Genomic DNA, 20,873 nt, shown 5'->3' on the forward strand with positions numbered 1-20,873 from the left:
AAGCTTTATAACGTTTTCATTTTCATCTCAAACTCCTTGTTTGCCAGCCTTCGGGCTGGTTTTTTATAGAGATAACGGCGTGAAAAACAAAAACGCCCCGCAATGTTAGCGAGGCGATCAATTAAATTAAAATGATGCAGTTAAAATGCCCTACTGACGACACTTCTGAGCATCAAAATCAACGACGATGGCGGCATTCTCAAAGTCACCAGAGACTTTAACGTAGCCCCAGTAGTTACTCTGATTTGACAACGTAATACACTCTCCATTACCAATATTATCTGACCACCCGTGAAGATTAGCACCATCCGGCCAACCAGAGTTACTGTATTCAAGCTTTAGGTTGCCCATACCGTTCCCCGTCGTTATCGCCAGATTTGAGCTCTCATTCACCGCTGGCACGCTCAGCCAAATGGTTTGTTGATTTGCCAAGCAAACAGGCTCTCCTGCTGTTAGGCGCCCACCGCTTACTTTACTTTGCACCGCGCAGTCTTGTGGCAATGTGTCATTACCGCCCAACGTTGAGATAACAACACTATGAGTGGCGGTTGCCGTCAAGCCTTCACTGTCTGTCACACTTAGACTGACCGAATACTCCCCTTCACTCCCATATTGGTGCGTCGGCTTGGTTTGTGTACTTGTCGAGCCATCACCGAAGTCCCATAAGACGCTGACGATCTTCCCGTTTGGGTCTGTACTGTTTTCACTGCTAAATGTAATGCTTTCACCGACTTTCCCCTTGTTGTTTGCGGTTATGACTGCATTAGGTGCACCATTTGAGACAAGGGCTTGCTGCCACTGCTCAAACTCACTTTGATATAAATTCGCCCATTGGGTGATCGTTGCTTTGTAATTGCTCCAATTCCCTTGGCGTGTTTCCACCAGCATTTGGTTTACGTCATCTTTATGATTTTCAAACATAAAACGTACAGCTAAGTACCCCCAACGATAAATTCGATCGACATCAAACCCATCATAAGTAGTCTCGAAAATCTCACTTAAGGTATATGTCGAGCCGTCTAAAATCGTCTCAAGTGCTGCTTGGTTGTCATTTTCTTGAGCGACATACTCTGCAATGCCTTCACTCCACCACACTATTTTTTCAGTTGGATGACTAAACCCTCCATAGAGATCAAATCGACCATCTAAGTAATGCACGTATTCGTGCTCTAAGTTCCAGACAAAGTGATCCGCGTTCGCATAAGAGGCTTCATAAGCAATAAAGTTGGGAATATTCCCCGGCTGGGAAGGATCGCCTTCCAAGTACATACCGCCATTGTCAGTACTAATATCGAAAATTGGCCCTGCGTACTTACCATAATCGGTGCTTGAATCGAAGATATTGACTTGGAGCTGAGTATTGTGGTCATCTTTTACTGGCTGTTCACCAGTTTCTAATGACTGATGAAAGTAACCCTCTTCGTAACCCATTTTAGAACATGCGGCCGCGTGTTGCTCTTGCGTCATATTCTGGGACAATATTCGAATTGTTGGACTACAAGTATAAGTTTGCGATAGCACTAAGCCTTTTAGCTCAGTTTCGAAATTACAAATTCCGAACTCACTACAATCTGCGTAATATGAGGCAGTGTCCGCCGCCGCAAGCCAAACCGCGTCACCCCGACCATACATTTCATACTGTTCAAAGATTCGACTCAGCTGACTCTTCACAACAGAACTCGCGTTACCCGTATACTTGGTCAAACGCCCGAGCTCTCGCCCCGCATTCGCGGCCATGAACTCATCTTCAGCACCGATTGATGATGCCCTCAGAGCAAAATCGCCTAAAGCTTTGGCAAGGTCCGTTTGGTTGCCAATTATTTGCACAAATTGCTCGTTCCACTGCCCACCAAACAAAATAGTGAAAACACCGTTAACTGCATTGCGCATATACCAGTGCTGGGCGTATTGATCATTCCAACGTGTAAGCCACTGGGTCACTTGCGGTAAGTACGCGTGCTGCAAGCCCGCACTATCCATAGTGATGATGACTTCACTAAGCACTTTGCCGTGACGGTCGCTGTTCTCATAGAAGTTTGCGTTATTAACAAACGCATCCACGGATTCTTTCACCGCTGGGGTAACCCATTCAATAAATGAGATGTTGTCATTGTAAAACTCGGCGTAATAACCCGCGCGCAAGTATAAGAAAAACGTTTCGAGTTCATCGCTCCCGCCACCTGTATACCCCTTCGCCAATGTCGTAGTGCGCTTCGCAATGTTGTACATATGATCGGAGCTAAATACCGACTCCTGAATCCGACTTTCAGCAGAGAATAACTGGTTCACGCACGTCGCGCCCTGACTTAAAATTTCGCTGATCAATTGGTTACTGCTTTCGGTAACCAATGCTTCCAAATCACAAGCAGTGCTCGACTCATCAAGGCTTTCAAGTGACTGTACTCGAGTTGCCTTGGAGGGCTGAATAGGGAGAGTTGCGGTTGGTTGGTATTCAACTCGATTGGATTCAACACCGTGTGTATGAGCCGAATGTGCATGTTGCTCTGTAACTTGAGAAACTGGCTCGCTTAACGCAAATACGCCAGTGCTGGTTAATGTTGTCGCAATCGCGACACTCAAAGTCTTCAGTTCCATCTAATTTCTTCTATATTGAGTTTTCCTTAAATGCATTACGTCTTTTGCATCGCCACTGCCCTTATTACTGCAAGAGCATCTCCATATAATCTACTCGCAAGACAAGATGAAACATTTTGTTAACAACTGAACGTGACGGTGTCAGTTTTTGGTACTCGAGTTGCCGTTGCACGAGCTTGCCAGAAATCGATTTGCTTTAGTAATATTGATCAACTAGTTGTTTATCTTTCCATTCAAATATCTTTTATTGCTCCTCACAAAAGCGATAAAATGGTTTCTTTTCTTTTTGCTAAACAACTCCTATGACCGACGCTGATATTGAGCTACAACATCTTTGGTTAGAAGTCCAAGCCGAACGCTGGCAAAACCTGCCACGCTTTTTATTCAGTTACTAATGCTACAAGCACAACCTTGTCAGTAAAACCAACAAAGTTTGTTGGGAGACGGCACGTGCAAGACTGCCCGCTTCAACATCAATAAAAGAGCGAAAAAAGGCGGTGGTTGAACCGTTAGTCTCTGAGGAAACCGTCGTTGGGTTATTGAAATCCATCAGCAAAGATGGGGAAATGACGTTTAACGTGATGGTAACCACACTTAATGCGTTTTTGCACTATGTTGTGATTAGCAAGGAAGAGAAAGCCCGACTTAAACCAAACATGCCAGCTAGTTGGTATCAGCGATCAAACAAGTCGCCTTTGGCACGTTTCGAGCAGGCTGGCATTAATCTACAGGAGTGACATGTCAGTCATCGCTGATGATAAACACAAAAGACAAGCGCCTACAATGAGGCGCATTTGGTCAAAAATTGAGGAGCCCCTAAACAAAAGTGCGTAGCGAGCAACAAAGAAAAAGTTTGGTTATTCTTGAATGCCTCGAATGCGTACATTACGCCTACGTAGAACTTCTAAAGTCACGAGCAAACACACCGACATAAAAATCAGCAACGTAGCGACCGCCAATATAGTCGGACTGATTTGCTCTCGAATTCCTGACCACATCTGCCTAGGAACGGTTTTTTGTTCTGCCCCAGTCAGGAATAACGCCACCACAACCTCGTCGAACGAAGTGCCAAAAGCAAACAAGCCGCCAGAAATCATCCCCGGACGAATCAGAGGAAAGGTAATGTGTCTGAAAGTATAAACAGGGTTTGCTCCTAAGCTAGCCGCCGCTTTTACCAAGCTATGGTCAAAGCCGCTTAACGTCGCAGTAACGGTAATGACGACAAAAGGCGTACCTAACGCAGCGTGTGCCAAAATGACGCCTAAATAAGTTTGTGATAAGCCAAGGCGTGTGTAGAAAAAGTACATCGCAGCAGCAGAGATAATGACTGGTACGATCATGGGCGAGATCAACAGCGCCATAATCGTATTGCGAAAAGGCAAGTTACTACTTGCTAAACCCAACGCCGCCAGAGTTCCCAGCCCTGTTGCAACGAGTGTCGCCATAAAAGCAATGAACGTGCTATTTTTCAGCGCCAACAGCCACTGATCACTAGTAAACATTTCTTGATACCAGCGAGTAGAATACGCTTCCGAATCAAGGTTTAACATCCCCTCGGTAAAAGTAAAGTAAGGCGTTGCATTAAACGATAACGGGATGATGGTCAGAATTGGAGCGATTAAAAAGAACAGCACCAACCCACAAAAAGCTAAGTAACCTGCGTAAGCAACTCGCTCTACTTTTGATGCATAGTTTGGTAATGCCATGGTTATCCTCCTACCTTAAGGTTATTAATACCAACCACACGGTTGAATATATAAAACAGAACCAGTACAACGAACAAAAGCAGTCCACCCAATGCGCCAGCCATCCCCCAGTTCAGTGATGTCTGCATATGATAGGCAATCATATTGGAGATCATCTGTCCGCTTCTTCCACCAACCAAAGCGGGCGTAATGTAGAAGCCAATAGAAAGAATGAAAGTAAGCAAGGCCCCCGCACCTATCCCCGGTAACGTAAGCGGCATATAAACTTTGATGAACGCAATGAAAGGCGTCGCGCCTAGAGAACGAGCGGCACGGAAATAAGTTGGGCTAATTCCTTTCATTACGCTATACAGAGGCAGGATCATAAAAGGCAACAGAATGTGCACCATAGACACCACCGTTCCGAAGGTATTGTGAATCATCTGAATTCGCTCAGAAGTAAAACCCGACCAAATAAGGAGATCATTAATGACCCCTTGGTTTTGCAGCAGAACAATCCAAGACGTGGTTCTGACTAACAATGATGTCCAAAATGGCAGCAGCACAATAATTAAAAGTAAGTTCGCGCGCTTATCAGGTAAATTGGCAAGCAGGTAAGCAACGGGGTACGCCATCACCAAACAAATTAAGGTGATTGAAATAGACATCCAAAAAGTTTTAAAGAAAAGGTCGACGTATATTTGGCGTTTTTCTGGTTGGGGCTCAATGTCTCCAAACTCATTCACTTGCAAGTCTAGCGCTGCAAGATAGTGACTGAATGTTAATGCGCCACTAAGATTCTTAAACGCCGCCCAATATTTAGGATTAGTCCATCGCTTATCCAGCTTAGCCAACTGTGTCACCGAGCTCGGCAGCGACGTCAAACGAGACAACTTTCTGCCGGTTTTCATGAGTAAACTGCGCATACCAGACTCTTCAATATTCATCCGGTTGGCTATTTTCGGCAGCTCTTTGCTTTGATAAAGCGCAAGTACTTCAACAGAGAATGCCTCAATGACTTCTTGATGAGGCTGACCTTGATAATCCCAACTTTCTAAGGCTTGAATAGTTTGTGGTAGTGACAGGGATATTTCTCGGTTATCCACGCTTCGATAAAGCATGTCGAGGATAGGAAAAGCAAACGTAAGCAGAATAAAACACACCAATGGCGTTGTGAGCATAATGGAGCGAAGCTTTTTTCGGCGCTCGGCCTTTTGCAACTGCGCTTTCAAATTGGTTTCTTGCTCATGAACTTGGCGTTCGATTTCCAATACAGAATCTAATGCGGTTAGCTCTCGACTCATGCTGCTACCTCGCTACTTTGAGTTTGTGTCCCATCAAGAGCATGGCAATCGTCACTTTGCCAACCAATACGACAAATTGAGCCAGGCGTTAACTGCAAGTGTTTACGATTATCGTTAGGTACTTTAACGATGAAGTGACCAACGCTCTCTACTTCGACGACCAGACGATAATGATCACCGTGATAAATCAATTCTCGTAGGACGCCCGAGACTTGGTTCTCACAAGACGCTTTCTCTGGTTGAATAACAATCTTTTCTGGTCGAATGGAAAGTGTTGTTCTCTGCCCTTGCTCAGAGACTCTGACAGGTTTCGCAGTAAATAACTCTTTCCCAACGAGCACTTGGCAATACTTTCCGTTCCACTCTTTGACTAAACCTGAGAGTTGGTTGTTTTCTCCGATAAACTGCGCAACAAACGTATTACTCGGAGATTCATAAAGCTCGGTTGGTGTCGCGAGTTGTTGCACTTCGCCGTGATTAAAAACCGCAATACGGTCGGACATAGTGAGAGCTTCGTCTTGATCGTGCGTCACATACAAAATGGTAATGCCAAGCTTTTCATGCAAATGTTTAATTTCCATCTGCATTTGCTCACGCAGCTGCTTATCTAACGCGCCTAGTGGTTCATCCATCAACACGAGTTTAGGCTCAAACACTAATGCTCGCGCTAACGCAACACGCTGTTGTTGACCACCTGATAACTGCTTCGGGTATCGAGTCGCAACATGCTCAAGCTCGACCATTTCTAATACACTCTGAACTTTGCTTTGAATCGTGTCACTGTCGAGTTTTCGCACCTTTAAAGGAAACGCAAGATTCTCAGCAATGGTCATATGTGGAAACAACGCATAGTTTTGAAACACCATACCAATATCGCGCTTGTGCGGCGCGAGATGATTGACAGGAACGCCATCGATATAAATGTCTCCACCGGTCGCAGTTTCAAAGCCTGCTAGCATCATCAAGCAAGTGGTCTTGCCCGATCCTGACGGCCCCAACATAGTAACGAACTCTCCAGGAGTAATATCTAAGTTGAAGTCTTTCACCACCAAATTCGTGCCATCGTAGGTTTTCTTAACGTGTTGAAAGCTGACATAGTCCTTGTTTTCCGTGCTCATGACTTCCCTCTTCTCATTTTTTGAATATTACGAATGAGTAGAGCGTCAGTTAACGCTCTACTAAACAGCACAATTACAGATTGTATTTGGATAGGTCTAAGCGGGTTTCTAACGCATGTTCAACCATTTGAATGACTTGTTGACGCTCTTCACCTTGTAAGAGTTGGCGTGGCGCACGAACTTGTTCAGAGCCACGTCCGCAGACTTGCTCGGCCAATTTTATGCACTGAACCAGCGTAGGAATGGTGTCTAAACGCAGTAGCGGTAAGAACCAACGGTAGATTTCTAACGCTTCAGCATAACGACCTTGGCTTGCCAGTTTATAAATCGCGACGGATTCTTCTGGGAATGCGTTGGTTAAACCAGAAATCCAGCCGGTCGCACCTAGCATCAATGATTCAAGAGCGATGTCATCAACACCACTGAACACGGTAAAGCGGTCATCAAATTTATTGTAAAGCTCAGTGATACGACGAGTATCAGTGGTCGACTCTTTGATAGCTACAATACTTTCAAACTCAGCCAGTTTCGCCATAATATCGAGGTTTACATCGACACCATAAGCAACCGGGTTGTTGTAAATCATGATTGGCATTTCTGGCGTTGCTTCTGCTAGCGTGCGGTAATATTCGAACGTTTCGCTCTCAGACGTGCGGTAAACCATGGCAGGCATCACCATACAACCATCGATACCAATTTTGTGCGCATCCTGCATGTAATCAACAGCTGCTGTGGTAATAGACTCTGCTGTACCAGCAATCAAAGGCACACGGCCATTTACGACTTCTTTTGCCGCTTGCAAGACCTGGCGTTTCTCCTCCGGGTACAACGCACAGTTCTCACCGACAGTACCCAAGCAGATAATGCCATTCACACCATCTTTAATTTGGTTATCTATAACAGTTTGCGTTGCGTCTAAGTCGATTGACTGATCTTGACGGAATTGCGTACTGACCGCCGGATAAACACCTTTCCAATCAATTTTCATGAACTACCTTCCTTATATGTATATTGTATGCAATTTAAATGAACGAGCGAAAATGCTCAGACATGGCTATCTATGCCATTTTCTAACAACACCGCCTTTACAGCGGCCAAATCAGCCAAAGCACTGCCAACTGATTTGTATAAAGTAATGACCTCATCGTTTTGACGTCCTGAGATTTGTTGGGCGCAAAGCTGCGGTAATTCCCCTTTGATATCGTCTGAAGTGAACACGCCCTCTTGAATTGGAATGAGAAGATCGCCCGCTTCGGCTAATACATTAATACGGCTATCAACATACACCTGTGCTCGTTGCACTGCTTTAGAGTCGCATTCACGCTTGTCCAAATCATGATTACCGACCAAATCAATATGGGTGCCCTGCAGCACGTCTGCGCCATTAAACAAAGGCTCTGCTGATGCGGTAATACAGCTGATGATGTCAACGTGTTTGATAACGTGGTCCACTTTTTCTACGACTGAAACACGGAACCGACGCTCATCAGGAAGCGATTGATACTCTGAAGATGACACAATGGCATCTACCGTCGCCTCGGCTTTGTCTGAGTTACGCCCCCAAATATAAACCTGCTTAAGTGGGCGAACCGCAGCGTATGCCCACGCAAAATAAGGCGCAAGATTGCCCGTTCCGCAGATCAACAGACGATCAGCACCGGGACGCGCCAAATAGTCCGCTGCCAACGCAGAAGCTGCGGCGGTGCGCCAAAACGTTAAAACTTTACCGTCCACGAGTGCGAGCGGCTCACCATCGTTTCGTCTAAAAACAAGCAGCTTAGATGCAAGCGTATCTTTTCCTTGCTCGGGGTTATGCGGGAAATACGTAAAGGCTTTCACCGCAATTAACTCCTGGTTCCAAGCAGGAAGTAGCGCAAACGCCTCGTATTCTCCCTCTTCTAAGGGCATGACTCGGCGTTGAGGTATTGTTGCTGGCCGCGAGTACATTTCACGCATCGTTTCAATAAGAGACTTCATTGTTAAACATTGCGCGACTTGCTGTGCTTCGATGACTTTCATCATTTCTCCGAAAACATAAATACAGTTGAGGAAAAGTACGGAACCTCGCTTATGGATGAAAACTCGGCCCCATACAAAAATTAACGCCTAGTTAAGCAGCCAGGTGTTGAACTCTTCATTGAGTTCATCCGCGTAGTCTGACCACCATTCATCGTTAATCAGGAAGGCGGTTTGGAAGTTTTGAGGTGCGGTAGGAAGGTTCGCTAAAATGTCTGGGTTCACCTCCGCCGAAGACGACTTACGCGTAGGCCCATAGGCAACGTACTTAGCTTGATCAGCTAATGGTTTTGTTCCTGAAGAAAAAGCAATAAAGTCCAATGCAAGCTTTGTGTTCTCACTCCCTTTAGGTATCGCCCATCCATTCATGTAACCCATTTGACGGTCCCATATAATCCGAAATGGTTGACCTTCATCTTTACGGGCATTGTGGATTCGGCCGTTAAACGCCGAGGCGATCACCACTTCTTTGTCTGCAAGCATTTGAGGTGGCTGGGCACCTGTTGTCCACCACAGTACTTCTGATTTGATCGTATCCAACTTAGCAAAAGCACGCTCACGCCCCGCTTCGGTTTCGAGCAGGCTGTAGACCTCTTCTGGCTTTACACCATCAGCCAATAGTGCCCACTCAAGATTGCCCTGAGGTTGTTTTTGCAATGCACGTCGACCTGGAAAAGTTTTTAGGTCAAAAAGATCGGTCAACTTGCTTGGCAAAGCCTTACCTTTAAACGCGTCTTCGTTCACCGCTAATACAGTGGACACAACGATGGTATTGATTGCGCATTCGTGAATCGCACCATCAATAAAATCCTCTTGTGCTGGTGTTCCATCAGCTCCCGGAGGCAAAATACTTGGGCTCACTGGTTCTAATAGCCCTTCTGCACAACCACGAACAATGTCCGGCTTGTCGAGAGAAACCAAATCCCAGCGCACATTGTTCGCTTCCACCTGTGCTTTAATTTCGGCTAATCCGCCGCTGAAATCCTCGGATACGATCTCAACACCTGTTTTTTTAATGAAAGGCTTATGATATGCCTCCACTTGGCTCTTGGTGAATGCACCACCCCAAGATACGACCGTCAATTTGTCTTCAGCATAAGCAGAGGTCCCCAACAGCATTCCTGAGATCAACAGCGCCAATGGTGCTTTGGTCATTCGTGACACGTTTTACTCCTTTTGGTTGTTTTTCTGGAGGCATCCGAGTACGGCTGTTGGATACCAGTTTTTGTTAAAATTAAGTTAACATTAGCATTTAATATATTTTATACAATATTTAATATTAAATTTTTCAGGCAAATCGTTGTAATGAAAAAGGTGAAAGATCAATCGATGTCGGCTTTCCTTCGATAAGCTCTAAAAGGAGATCTGCCGTAATCGCCGCTTGAGTTAATCCAAGGTGTTGGTGGCCAAATGCCAGTAATACATTTCCATCCCAAATGCTATCAATAACCGGTAACGAGTCGACTGTTGAAGGCCGATTACCCATCCACTTTTCTCCTTGCTTGAGTGAATGTAACCCCGATTCAAACATCTCATCACCTAACTGAAAAAGCATTTCTGAACGTTTCATATTGGGTGGTGATTCTACATCGGCATACTCCACAGTGCCTGCCAAGCGTAGCCCACCTGACATCGGAGTCATGATGAATTTTCTATCGGCAGAGCTAATAGGAAATGGCAGTACATCACGCTTGTCATCCACCATTAGGTGATAACCACGCTCGGCTTGAATAGGCACTTTGACTCCGGTTAGTTGCCGTATCAAAGGCTTAGAATGTACACCAGCGGCAACAATGATTCGGTCAAATGAATGTGTTTGAGACTCAACCAGCACATCGCCATTTTTCGCCAACGCAGATACACCTTTTTGTAAAACCTTACCGCCAAGAACTTCAAAAGCTTCACTTAGCTCAGCACAGAGCTGATAAGGGTCTAGCGTATGACCGGTTTCGGGAAAAAAGACTCCGATACGAACCTTATGGCTGAGATCAGGTATTCGCTCTCGAATCGCCTCTTGTGTCCAAACTTGATGCGTCACACCGTTTTTAGCCAGTGAGTTAAGCGTACTTTGATAATTCTGAAACAGTTTCTCGTTTTCAAAAGTGAGCAATGAACCATTCATTTTTATTAGATGCGCTTTTCCGATTGAATCAAGCACGCCACGCCAACTTGCCACTGACCGCTCGTTAAGACTCTTAATCGCGTTTTTTGCCCGCTCCGCGGCTGATGGCTTGGTTTGTAATAGAAAACGAATCATCCACCCGATTGTGTTTGGAATATCTTGCCAACGGATCGAAACCGGACTTTTGGAATCTAGCAGCATTTTAGGTAATTGTGGAAGCAGCGCTGGCGTTGCAAGAGGGAAGATTTGCTCAGTCGCGATATGACCTGCATTTCCCTTAGAGCATCCATTCCCCACGCCATTGGGATCAAAAATCGTGACTTGATAACCTTGCTGCTGCAACTTCAATCCAATTGATAAGCCAATAATCCCCGCACCTATCACGGCGATCCTTTCCTTTTTGGTTTCATCCTTGACCAACATAAATATGCTCCGAGTCACACTTGAAAACGTAGATTGTATACAATATATTTTACATTACGTTAACATCACTATTGTTTAATTCAACCATTTTTTCAGCAAGGAGCGAAAAATGAGACAAGGAACTTTTTTCTGTATTGATGCCCACACCTGCGGCAACCCAGTTAGGCTGGTCGCAGGCGGTGTGCCTCCACTCGAAGGCAATACCATGAGCGAAAAGCGCCAATACTTTCTTGAGCATTATGATTGGATTCGTCAGGCACTCATGTTTGAGCCTCGCGGACACTCAATGATGTCGGGGTCAGTTGTCTTGCCTCCTTGCAGCGATAACGCAGACGCTTCAATTCTGTTTATTGAAACCAGTGGCTGCTTACCAATGTGTGGCCACGGCACCATTGGAACCGTCACTACCGCTATCGAGAATCGCCTTATCACTCCCAAAAAAGAAGGCCGTTTGATACTTGATGTCCCAGCAGGACAAATCGAAGTGCACTACCAAACAAAAGGTGACAAGGTCACGTCGGTGAAGATATTTAACGTACCAGCTTACCTTGCCCACCAAGACGTAACCGTGGACATAGAGGGCTTAGGTGAGCTCACTGTCGATGTTGCTTATGGCGGAAACTATTACGTAATCGTCGATCCTCAAGAAAGCTACGCCGGACTTGAACACTACTCTCCAGATGAAATTTTGATGCTTTCACCAAAAGTTCGCGAAGCGGTATCTAGAGCGGTTGAGTGCGTACATCCAGAAGATCCTACAGTATGCGGTGTTTCTCACGTGCTATGGAGCGGAGAGCCCACACAAGAAAACGCCACCGCTCGAAATGCTGTGTTTTACGGTGACAAAGCGTTGGATCGCTCGCCATGTGGTACGGGCACAAGTGCACGCATGGCGCAATGGCATGCAAGAGGCAAACTCAATCAAGGGGAAGACTTTGTTCACGAAAGTATCATCGGCAGCCTATTTCAAGGACGTATAGAAGGCATTACCGAAGTGAATGGCAAAGCCGCTATTTTGCCAAGTATTGAAGGATGGGCACAAGTATACGGTCACAACACGATATGGGTAGACGATGAAGACCCATATGCGTACGGATTTGAAGTGAAGTAATAAGGATAGTAAGGAAGAATGATGAACCCACAAGAACCAACCACTTTTTACGCAGTCAACGCCTTTACTGGTGAGCCTCTACCCACAGAGTTTCCGGTGCATGGGGAGCAAGAAGTTAATCAAGCAGCCTCAGCCGCCCAAAGCGTTGCGCGTGAGTTTCGCCAACTAAGCAATGCAAAGCGAGCGAGCTTACTTTGCTCTATCGCCTCTGAATTGGAAAAGAAGAGTGAAGAAATCGTTGCTCGTGCTCATTTAGAAACTGCCCTTCCCGAAGCACGTTTAAGCGGTGAAATAGGACGTACCGCCAACCAATTACGACTATTTGCCGAGGTTGTGAGCTCGGGTAATCACTATCAAGCAATCTTCGATACGCCAAACCCAAACCGTCAACCACTGCCAAAACCAGATATTCGCCGTCAACAAATCGCAATTGGCCCTGTCGCCGTGTTTGGTGCGTCTAATTTTCCGCTCGCATTTTCTACTGCAGGTGGTGATACGGCTTCGGCACTGGCTGCTGGCTGCCCTGTGATTGTAAAAGGCCATACCGCCCACCCTGGCACCAGTCAACTTGTTGCTGAGTGTATTGAGGCTGCACTTGAGAAAGAGTGCTTACCGCAAGCCATCTTCACGCTATTGCAAGGTAACAAACGTGCACTTGGCCAAGCACTCGTTACCCATCCAAAAATTAAAGGGGTTGGGTTTACAGGTTCAGTCGGTGGTGGCCGTGCGCTGTTCAATCTAGCCCAGCAAAGACCAGAGCCAATCCCCTTCTATGGCGAACTAGGGGCGATTAATCCAACATTTATTCTCCCTTCAGCCATACGGGCAAACGCATCATTGGCTGAAGAATTTGTGGCTTCTATGACTTTGGGCTGTGGACAATTTTGTACAAAACCAGGCGTTGTATTTGTCTTGAATAGCCCAGAAACGCAAGCCTTTATCGAAATCGCTCAAGGGTTAATTCGACAACAATCAACGGCCACTTTGCTAACGCAAGGAATCCGAGAAACGTATGAATCCGAAGTGGATAAGCGAGCTTCCGAAACAGGCATTAACGTCACTCGTTCTGAACAAGCAGAAGCGACCAATGTCTCACCAGCACTGTTCGTGACGGACAGTAAAAACTGGCGTGAAAACCCGCAATGGGAGGAAGAAATATTTGGTCCTCAATCGTTAATCGTAATCTGTGAAGATTTCGATGACATGTTGAAACTGAGTGATTCACTGACTGGATCGCTCACCGCAACCCTTCACGCTACCGCTGAAGACGAAGAACAAGCCAAGCAACTGCTTCCAAGTTTGGAAGAAATCGCCGGACGCCTTGTATTCAACGGTTGGCCAACTGGCGTCGAGGTTGGTTACGCTATGGTTCATGGTGGACCATATCCGGCTTCAACCAATTCTGCCTCAACATCTGTCGGTGCGGAGGCTATTCATCGTTGGTTGCGTCCGGTCTCTTATCAAGCTTTGCCAGAATCTTTATTGCCGGATTCATTAAAAGCGTCGAACCCACTGGGTATCCAACGCGCCATAGATGGCAGTGTGTCCCAATAAGCCCACCAAATGGCTCAAAAAGGCATCAACTGATGCCTTTTATTTCACTCTACTTCTCAAAACCTTCTTTCCTAGTTGGTTTGTGCCAGAAAAACAATAAACTACTAAAGTAAAATGGATTGGATACAATATTAATTTCACGGGAGACTTCAATGTCACAGAAACCTGTTTTTAAAACGCGCACTCAGCTCGTTGAGGAAGCAATTCGAACTCAGATCTTGAAGGGCGAGTTAAAAACTGGTCAACCTTTACGTCAAGATGCGTTAGCAAAAGAGTTTAATGTTAGCCGAATTCCTGTGCGTGAAGCGTTAGTTCAATTGGAAGCACAAGGACTCGTTAGCTTTGAACCTCACAAAGGTGCGACGGTCACTGAGCTATCTCCAGAGAAAATCAATGAGCTATTTGAACTGCGCGCTGTCGTGGAATGCCACATTTTAGAGCGCGCGATTCAAAATATGACAGACGCTGACCTTGAACGCGCGCGCGAAGTTCGCGAACGTTTCGAGTCAGTAGTGAACAGTGGCGACGAAGTAGAAGAATGGAGCAACTACAACTACGAGTTCCACAAAGCCCTATATGCGCCAGCCAACATGCCTGAAACTATGGACGTCATTTACAACCTGAACACAAAGTGTGACCGATACATACGCATGCAGCTATTGTTTACTACAGGCATTAAAAAGGCAGAAGAAGAGCACTTAAGCTTGTTTGAAATGTGCCAAAATCGCGATATCGAAGGCGCCAAGTACCTACTGAAAAAGCACATTCTAGAAGCAGGCACAGCGATTCGAAACCTGCTGCTTGAAAGGCAAAATATCAGCCAGTAAACGGAATAACGAATAAGGTGATATTCAAGGATGAATGTTGGACCAAAGTTTTTACTTGCAGCGCTACGACAAAAGATTAAAGAAGAAGGGCTTTGCTACAATTCCTTGTCAGAGAAAAGTGGCATCCCTTTATCTAGTATTAAACGCCACCTACATAATCCAGCTTTAGGTTTGGATAAAGTACTTATTTATCTGAACTACCTGAATACCGATCTCATCGAACTCGCAACCTTAGCCAACGAGCTTCAGCACCAAAACGAGCAAATGCTAACAGATGAAGAGAGCGCCCTTTTCGTTGAGCATCCTTACTTACTTGATTTTATTTATATGCTGACTTCTCGTGATATTAAACCGCAAGAGATAGCCCAAACTTACGGACTTTCTGATACAAGCTTACGATTCTATTTGCGTATCGCGGAAATTCTAGGATATGTCGAAAACTTCGGAGACGGCTTGTTTTACCGTTCTGGTCGTCGATTTATTATGGAAGAAGGTACGGCATTAGACACCTTATTCAAAGAGCGATTTCAACAAGATTCGCTTTCTCATGATATCAACCCAGGCGTATGTATAGGTCGCATTAGGCTCACCGAAGAGCAGAAAGTGCAAATAGAGGACGAGCTTTGTAATAAATTAGCGAAACTTAACGCAGTTAACACTTCCAACAATGAAGGTGAACTAATAAATATATTAATGCGCTGCACTCCCGGTGCTCAGATATTTTTCGCTGATGATTTACCTAACATTGACGGAAGCCTATTAAAGCACGTCGCTCAACTCACTAAATTAAGTTAAAGCATCAGACAAATAAATCAAACAAACCCCAGATAACATCATATATCCCTACCAAACTATTGATTCAAAGCGTTTCCTGAATCTAATTCTGATTTTTATTTAGCAAGCATCGCTTAGTCAACTAAGAACTTGTCTTAATTTCACACTTATTAATTGTCTTGTTAGCTCTTTTGAAATAGACAGAAAACTTAAGTAATGACTAATTTAGCTTAAGTATAAAAGACAACTTTTTTACGTTATTTACCTCACACTATTTAACTATAAATTTGCAGACGAACAAATTAAATTAATACATTCACCTAGCTAATAAAAACAAAAGCAAAACACATAATTATAATTCTATTATTTATAAGGACATAGAAAAGTGAAATTTAAGTATTCTTTAGCAACGGCAGTCACTCTCGCATTATTACAAGGCTGTGGCGGTGGCGGCGGTGATGGTTCATCACCTACTCCGTCAACTAGCAGCGCAACTGGACCAACATGGAAAGCCGGTGATTATAGCCAACCGTCGAAAACGTTTATCAACCAATGTGAAACGCCCCGCGTCGGACTGGACCCATATGACAACTATGCCGCCTATCCAGATAAATTGGGCTCTACATTGCACGAAAAACTCTTTTTAAGAGCTTTTACTAACGAAACGTACCTATGGTATGACGAGGTTCCTGATAATAATCCAGCAAACTACAAAACTGTTACTGATTACTTCAATACGCTGGTCACCTCTGCTACTACCGCGACGGGTAAACCCAAAGATCGCTTCCATTTTACCGTCCCTTATGAAGATGAGATGAAATCATCGCAATCCGGTTTAGTTGCTGGATTTGGTTTCAACTGGGCATTCTTACGTGGCGTACAACCTCGAGACGTTCGTATTTCCTACAATGAAGAAGCCTCTCCAGCTGATAGAAGCGGCATTGCTCGTGGTGATAAGCTTCTGAAAATCAATAATATTGATGTGGTTAACACCGGTAGTCAGTCCGACATTGATTTTATTAATAAAACGCTCTTTAACCCTGACATCAATCAAGATTACACCTTCACATTTGAGAGTGTCGACGGTCTAGTGAAAACCGTGACGCTTACCGCCTCTGATGTCATGACCTCTCCAGTTAAAAATGCCAAAGTGATTACACACAATGGTATGCGGATCGGCTATCTGCAATACAACTCCTTTGAACCAAGCGCTCAAGCCCCGCTTATTGAGGCGTTCAGTACGCTCTCAGCAGAGAATGTTGACGAGATCGTCGTTGATTTACGTTACAACGGCGGTGGCTTAGTCCTTCAGTCCTCGCAAGTAGGCTACATGCTAAGCAGTGCTGGTCAGAACCGAGTCTTCAGTGAGTTGATTCACAATGACAAAGTGATGCGTACCATTAAAGATGGGGATAACATCTATCGCTTTACAAATCTAGCAATAGACTGGGCAGCACAGAAATATTCGGACCAAGTGCTTCCGACACTGAACAAAAAGCGCGTATATGTGCTGACTTCAGGAGGCACGGCTTCCTCAAGTGAACTGCTAATCAACGCTTTGCGCGGCATTGATGTGGAGGTTATCCAAATAGGCTCAACAACCACAGGTAAACCGTATGGGTTCTCACCAGAACAAAACTGCGGCACTATGTACTACACTATTCAGTTCAAGTCGGCGAACGAGAAAAAATTTGGCGACTTCGCTGATGGTTTTATTCCTACTCCAAAGAGCCAAATCAATACCGAGCTAGGCTTAGACAATAGAGTGGAAGGTTGCTGGGTCAATGACGACCTAACAAAACCATTAGGCGATCCATCTGAAGGTATGCTTTCTGCGGCACTAAACTACATGGAAACTGGAACCTGTCCGCCAGTATCCCCTTCAAGTTTCAACGCCATGCCGCGTAACATTTCATCTCCGGAGTTAAGCGATCTTCGCTCTCCGCTACGAACAGAGGCAATTCATGTTGAGATCAACTAGCTTTTTACGAATGCTGATTCGGGTGGCGCTTTTCCTAGGCACTTCAATTTCTTTGATAGGATGTCAAGCTATGTCACAAGAACCCGTTGAAGCATTGAGTAAAAAGAACTCTCCGGAAACAGTCATAGAAATTCAAAACGCGATCGCAGAAATCCAAGGGACACCAGCACCTAGAATCGCAAATAACGTATTTGAATCTTCACCGCATTTGTTGATTGAAAAAGGACGAGTAAAAGGGAACAACAATCAACTGTTGGATGGCAGCTATAAGGATCTTCCAGACCAATATACGTTGCAGATAAGAGGTGAAACCTGTGGCTTGTACTATGCCAAAACAGATACTTTTGTCTCTCTCAGTTCACTAGATTGTGAGCCCAACATTAAGTTTTAGATCTCCCAAAATAGAAGCCCGCTGATATCAGCGGGCTTCCTACTTTATTGTTCAGTGTGAAACGGTCAACGTTACTTTAGTTCAATCCATGCTTTGCGCTGTTGCTTATCCATGTATGACCAAGCTACAAAGCGGCTCACTTTCTGCCCTTGACTCATTTCAACCACACGAATGGCTTTCACACCCAATTTTTCAAGCTGCTTGCGCATCGGACGAACGTTGTCTTTTTTGGATATAAGGGTTGTAAACCACAAGACCTGCGCGGCAAAAGCTTGGCTTTCATTCGCCATTTTTCGGATAAACGCCGCTTCTCCACCTTCACACCACAATTCAGCGTTTTGACCGCCAAAATTCAACGCGGGCTTACTTGTCTTTACTTGTGCGGTTTGAGGTTTTAGCCCTTTCTTGCGCTGGTTTGCTTTTAGATTATCGATTTTACGCTGGCTGCCCATAGCGGCATCTTCCGCCGAACGGTGGAATGGCGGATTACATGTCGTCACATCATAACGATCATTCGGTTGAATGATACCTCGATAAATATTGGCATCATTGTATTGCTGTACCAGTGCAATTTTTCCCGTCAAAACACGATTGTGCTCTACGATCGTTTGAGCCGATTGGATGGATTTTGGATCGACATCGCTGCCCGTATAGTGCCAACCGTATTTTGTTACACCAACAATCGGATAAATACAGTTTGCTCCCACGCCAATGTCCAACGCTTTCACTTTTTGGTGCGCGTACTGACCTTTTACTTCACCATCAAGTAGTTCTGCCACTCGGTGAATGTAATCAGCGCGGCCCGGAATCGGTGGGCAAAGGTAGGTGTCGGGAATGTCCCAGAACTCGATACCATAATACGCAGCAAGCAATGCTTTATTGAGCATTTTAACAGCATTAGGATCAGAGAAGTTTATGGAGTCTTCCCCTTTCGGATTTTTGATAACGAATGGCTTTAACTGTGGTTCACTTTCCACGAGTTTTTTAAAATCGTAACGACCTCGATGAACATTACGCTCATGCAAACCATTCTTCGCTATTTTTATGAACTCGACTTCGCTCTTTCCTGCAGGCTGCGAGGATTTGCGCGCAACTTTGTCTTTAACACGCTTCGGCTTGGCTTTATTCGCGTCTTTATTCTGACCCGCCATTGAAGTCTTTGGCTTTGCTTGCTTCGCGTTGTGATTATTGTTCTTCATTCAAATTCGCTTTTAAATCGAGGTAAATCATAAACAAACGAGCATCAAATTCGAGTTGGTGATACTCAGGCTCCATATAGCAACATAGCTGATAGAACGCCTTGTCGTGGTTTTTCTCACGAGTATGCGCCAACTCATGTACCACCAGCATTCTTAATAGTGGCTCGGGCGCATCCTTAAATACATTGGCAATGCGAATCTCGTTTTTCGACTTCAGCTTACCGCCATGGTTTCTACTGATTACACTGTGCAAACCAAGCGCGTTGTTTACGGCGTGAATTTTCTTATCGTAGACAACTTTACTGATTGGCGCGGCTTTCTTCATGTAGCGGTTTTTGATTGCCATGGCGTACTCATAGAGCGCCCTTTCGCTTTTGATTTGGTGCCTATCGGGATAACGCTTTTCGAACCAAGGAACAAACATGCCACTCGCTATCAATGAGCTCACCTGCTCTACGATGTTTTGTGGGTAGCCCTGAATGTATCGAAGTGACGGATGCATAGAGTTAACGTCTGTTATGACAAAATAAAGGCGCTCAATATACCTGAGATAAAGGACAGTTTCACCTTAGCTTTCGCCTTTCATTTATGACGAAAGGCCGTTAAACTTCGCCTCCCAATGATAATGGAGAGAAATTCAATGAAACGTGTCGTTCTTTACGTCAAAGATAAATGCCCTCACTGCAAAGATGCTCAACGTTATCTGGATTCGAAAAATATTAACTATCGTTTGTGCAATGCTAAGATGCAACGCGGTCGCAAAGAACTTGATGCGCTTGGTGCTCGTTCAGTGCCTGTTTTAAAAATTGGTGATCGGGTAATGATTGGCTGGAACCCAAAGAACTTCGAGAAGATGTACAAAGGCGACTAGTGCTCGGACGATGAATCTGCGCTGCATTTAAACGTAGCGCTTGATAAAGTCGATAAACGTTCGATCTGCTATTGATAAGTACCCCTGCTTGCGCCAAGCAAGTGCCAGATCCAGCGTAACGGGTGGTTCAAACGGTAGGCCAACAACGCCCGACTCATGTTGAGTCACCAATTCCAGTAACGCGGTAATCGCAAACTCTTGTTTCACAATACTCAAAATCAAAGGCAGTAAGTTGGTCTCGAATGATGACTTCATGGTAAACCCATGCTCCTCACTCACCTGATCCAAAAATTCACGGTGAAAATAGCCATGCTGAAACATAACCAAATCGTGTTCAAAGAACTCATCAAAAGTAAGAGCGTCTCGCTGGGCTAACTCATGCTCAGGTGAAACAACTGCGACCATTTGGCTAGTAAACAAATGGTCAGTTTCTAGGTCATCAGGCACGTTATCACAACTGATCACACCGATATCGAGTTGACCATTGAGCAGCATACGACGAATCGATTGAGTCCCAGCTTCGACCAAGGTCAATTTTAACTCCGGGAACTGGCTTTTAAACGCCATCACAATTCGTGGAAAGAAATAACTGCCCATCATTGATGGCGTCCCGAGCCTTACTTCGCCTTTCGCTAAGCCTTTCAACTCATCAATCGCGAGCTGCGCGTCGTGCAACTGTTGAATCACCCGCTTGGCATGTATAAGTAGCGTTTCGCCCTCTTTCGTTAAGCTGATTTTTTTATCATCACGGCGAAATAGGGTAACGCCCAAAGACTGCTCAAACTTTTTGATAGAAATGCTTAATGCGGGCTGGGCAATATGCAGGGCTTTCGCCGCATGGGTAATATTTCCATGTTCAGCGACCGCCAGAAAATGTTTAAGTTGTTTCGATTCCATTAGAT

General features: G+C 45.0%; 18 protein-coding genes and 1 pseudogene. 8 read left to right on the forward strand and 11 right to left on the reverse strand.

What is annotated here, in order from left to right:
- Positions 1-150: 150 nt before the first annotated feature.
- Entirely contained in the window at positions 151-2,595 is a 2,445-nt protein-coding gene (locus IQP38_RS05980; RefSeq protein WP_017820899.1) for a collagenase, read from the reverse strand.
- A 302-nt stretch (positions 2,596-2,897) separates the two neighbouring features.
- On the opposite strand from IQP38_RS05980, the pseudogene IQP38_RS05985 reads away from it, so the two are divergent.
- Positions 2,898-3,332, forward strand: a pseudogene (locus tag IQP38_RS05985) (hypothetical protein).
- A gap of 120 nt (positions 3,333-3,452) precedes the next feature.
- Here IQP38_RS05985 and IQP38_RS05990 read toward each other — a convergent pair.
- The 7 genes from IQP38_RS05990 to IQP38_RS06020 all read right to left on the reverse strand — a co-directional run bounded on the left by IQP38_RS05990 (position 3,453) and on the right by IQP38_RS06020 (position 11,263).
- A complete protein-coding gene (locus IQP38_RS05990) occupies positions 3,453-4,301 on the reverse strand; it encodes an ABC transporter permease (protein ID WP_025766753.1) in 849 nt (282 codons plus the stop codon).
- Between the two features lie 2 nt (positions 4,302-4,303).
- The gene (locus IQP38_RS05995) at positions 4,304-5,584 is read right to left on the reverse strand and encodes an ABC transporter permease (RefSeq protein WP_053350407.1); all 1,281 of its coding nucleotides are present in this window, start codon (positions 5,582-5,584) and stop codon (positions 4,304-4,306) included.
- On the reverse strand, positions 5,581-6,702 hold the full coding sequence (locus IQP38_RS06000) for an ABC transporter ATP-binding protein (RefSeq protein ID WP_005377849.1): 1,122 nt from the start codon (positions 6,700-6,702) through the stop codon (positions 5,581-5,583). The genes IQP38_RS05995 and IQP38_RS06000 overlap by 4 nt, the downstream gene beginning before the upstream one ends.
- Before the next feature lie 73 nt (positions 6,703-6,775).
- The gene (locus IQP38_RS06005) at positions 6,776-7,690 is read right to left on the reverse strand and encodes a dihydrodipicolinate synthase family protein (protein WP_033905160.1); all 915 of its coding nucleotides are present in this window, start codon (positions 7,688-7,690) and stop codon (positions 6,776-6,778) included.
- 56 nt (positions 7,691-7,746) lie between these two features.
- The gene (locus tag IQP38_RS06010) at positions 7,747-8,721 is read right to left on the reverse strand and encodes an ornithine cyclodeaminase family protein (protein ID WP_193837471.1); all 975 of its coding nucleotides are present in this window, start codon (positions 8,719-8,721) and stop codon (positions 7,747-7,749) included.
- Positions 8,722-8,808: 87 nt separating this feature from the next.
- On the reverse strand, positions 8,809-9,882 hold the full coding sequence (locus IQP38_RS06015) for a polyamine ABC transporter substrate-binding protein (RefSeq protein WP_017633955.1): 1,074 nt from the start codon (positions 9,880-9,882) through the stop codon (positions 8,809-8,811).
- Between the two features lie 124 nt (positions 9,883-10,006).
- Positions 10,007-11,263 carry an NAD(P)/FAD-dependent oxidoreductase gene (locus IQP38_RS06020; protein ID WP_017633954.1) on the reverse strand — a complete coding sequence of 419 codons (1,257 nt, stop codon included), beginning with the start codon at positions 11,261-11,263 and terminating at the stop codon, positions 10,007-10,009.
- A gap of 109 nt (positions 11,264-11,372) precedes the next feature.
- Here IQP38_RS06020 and IQP38_RS06025 point away from each other — a divergent pair, with 109 nt between their 5' ends.
- The 6 genes from IQP38_RS06025 (at position 11,373) to IQP38_RS06050 (ending at position 17,901) form a co-directional block, all read left to right on the forward strand.
- Positions 11,373-12,374, forward strand: coding sequence for a 4-hydroxyproline epimerase (locus IQP38_RS06025; protein ID WP_017633953.1), 1,002 nt, complete (start codon positions 11,373-11,375; stop codon positions 12,372-12,374).
- A 21-nt stretch (positions 12,375-12,395) separates the two neighbouring features.
- Positions 12,396-13,928: an aldehyde dehydrogenase (NADP(+)) gene (locus IQP38_RS06030; RefSeq protein ID WP_017633952.1), complete on the forward strand. Its 1,533-nt coding sequence runs from the start codon at positions 12,396-12,398 to the stop codon at positions 13,926-13,928.
- A 152-nt stretch (positions 13,929-14,080) separates the two neighbouring features.
- The gene (locus IQP38_RS06035) at positions 14,081-14,755 is read left to right on the forward strand and encodes a GntR family transcriptional regulator (RefSeq protein WP_005377862.1); all 675 of its coding nucleotides are present in this window, start codon (positions 14,081-14,083) and stop codon (positions 14,753-14,755) included.
- A 30-nt stretch (positions 14,756-14,785) separates the two neighbouring features.
- The gene (locus tag IQP38_RS06040) at positions 14,786-15,550 is read left to right on the forward strand and encodes a hypothetical protein (protein ID WP_017633951.1); all 765 of its coding nucleotides are present in this window, start codon (positions 14,786-14,788) and stop codon (positions 15,548-15,550) included.
- Positions 15,551-15,914: 364 nt separating this feature from the next.
- Entirely contained in the window at positions 15,915-17,510 is a 1,596-nt protein-coding gene (locus IQP38_RS06045; protein WP_193837425.1) for a S41 family peptidase, read from the forward strand.
- 70 nt (positions 17,511-17,580) lie between these two features.
- Entirely contained in the window at positions 17,581-17,901 is a 321-nt protein-coding gene (locus IQP38_RS06050; RefSeq protein WP_017633949.1) for a hypothetical protein, read from the forward strand.
- Positions 17,902-17,972: 71 nt separating this feature from the next.
- On the opposite strand, the gene rlmF is transcribed toward IQP38_RS06050, so the two are convergent.
- Positions 17,973-19,100 carry a 23S rRNA (adenine(1618)-N(6))-methyltransferase RlmF gene (rlmF, locus tag IQP38_RS06055; RefSeq protein WP_017633948.1) on the reverse strand — a complete coding sequence of 376 codons (1,128 nt, stop codon included), beginning with the start codon at positions 19,098-19,100 and terminating at the stop codon, positions 17,973-17,975.
- Entirely contained in the window at positions 19,087-19,602 is a 516-nt protein-coding gene (locus IQP38_RS06060; RefSeq protein WP_053303159.1) for a M48 family metallopeptidase, read from the reverse strand. The genes rlmF and IQP38_RS06060 overlap by 14 nt, the downstream gene beginning before the upstream one ends.
- Before the next feature lie 138 nt (positions 19,603-19,740).
- Between IQP38_RS06060 and IQP38_RS06065 the strand changes: the two genes are divergently transcribed.
- A complete protein-coding gene (locus IQP38_RS06065; RefSeq protein ID WP_005377871.1) occupies positions 19,741-19,971 on the forward strand; it encodes a glutaredoxin family protein in 231 nt (76 codons plus the stop codon).
- Between the two features lie 27 nt (positions 19,972-19,998).
- On the opposite strand, the gene IQP38_RS06070 is transcribed toward IQP38_RS06065, so the two are convergent.
- Entirely contained in the window at positions 19,999-20,868 is an 870-nt protein-coding gene (locus IQP38_RS06070; RefSeq protein WP_005377872.1) for a LysR family transcriptional regulator, read from the reverse strand.
- Positions 20,869-20,873 lie beyond the last annotated feature (5 nt).

The organism is Vibrio sp. OPT41 (genome assembly GCF_015163595.1).
Taxonomy (GTDB): Bacteria; Pseudomonadota; Gammaproteobacteria; order Enterobacterales; family Vibrionaceae; genus Vibrio; species Vibrio alginolyticus.

Excerpts from the sequence above, each read along its gene's own strand:
- rlmF (WP_017633948.1), bottom strand. The coding sequence starts at position 19,100 with ATGAAGAACAATAATCACAACGCGAAGCAAGCAAAGCCAAAGACTTCA.
- IQP38_RS06000 (WP_005377849.1), bottom strand. The coding sequence starts at position 6,702 with ATGAGCACGGAAAACAAGGACTATGTCAGCTTTCAACACGTTAAGAAA.
- IQP38_RS06020 (WP_017633954.1), bottom strand. The coding sequence starts at position 11,263 with ATGTTGGTCAAGGATGAAACCAAAAAGGAAAGGATCGCCGTGATAGGT.
- IQP38_RS05980 (WP_017820899.1), bottom strand. The coding sequence starts at position 2,595 with ATGGAACTGAAGACTTTGAGTGTCGCGATTGCGACAACATTAACCAGC.
- IQP38_RS06060 (WP_053303159.1), bottom strand. The coding sequence starts at position 19,602 with ATGCATCCGTCACTTCGATACATTCAGGGCTACCCACAAAACATCGTA.
- IQP38_RS05990 (WP_025766753.1), bottom strand. The coding sequence starts at position 4,301 with ATGGCATTACCAAACTATGCATCAAAAGTAGAGCGAGTTGCTTACGCA.
- IQP38_RS06005 (WP_033905160.1), bottom strand. The coding sequence starts at position 7,690 with ATGAAAATTGATTGGAAAGGTGTTTATCCGGCGGTCAGTACGCAATTC.
- IQP38_RS06070 (WP_005377872.1), bottom strand. The coding sequence starts at position 20,868 with ATGGAATCGAAACAACTTAAACATTTTCTGGCGGTCGCTGAACATGGA.
- IQP38_RS05995 (WP_053350407.1), bottom strand. The coding sequence starts at position 5,584 with ATGAGTCGAGAGCTAACCGCATTAGATTCTGTATTGGAAATCGAACGC.
- IQP38_RS06065 (WP_005377871.1), top strand. The coding sequence starts at position 19,741 with ATGAAACGTGTCGTTCTTTACGTCAAAGATAAATGCCCTCACTGCAAA.
- IQP38_RS06040 (WP_017633951.1), top strand. The coding sequence starts at position 14,786 with ATGAATGTTGGACCAAAGTTTTTACTTGCAGCGCTACGACAAAAGATT.
- IQP38_RS06050 (WP_017633949.1), top strand. The coding sequence starts at position 17,581 with ATGTCACAAGAACCCGTTGAAGCATTGAGTAAAAAGAACTCTCCGGAA.
- IQP38_RS06025 (WP_017633953.1), top strand. The coding sequence starts at position 11,373 with ATGAGACAAGGAACTTTTTTCTGTATTGATGCCCACACCTGCGGCAAC.
- IQP38_RS06010 (WP_193837471.1), bottom strand. The coding sequence starts at position 8,721 with ATGAAAGTCATCGAAGCACAGCAAGTCGCGCAATGTTTAACAATGAAG.
- IQP38_RS06035 (WP_005377862.1), top strand. The coding sequence starts at position 14,081 with ATGTCACAGAAACCTGTTTTTAAAACGCGCACTCAGCTCGTTGAGGAA.
- IQP38_RS06030 (WP_017633952.1), top strand. The coding sequence starts at position 12,396 with ATGAACCCACAAGAACCAACCACTTTTTACGCAGTCAACGCCTTTACT.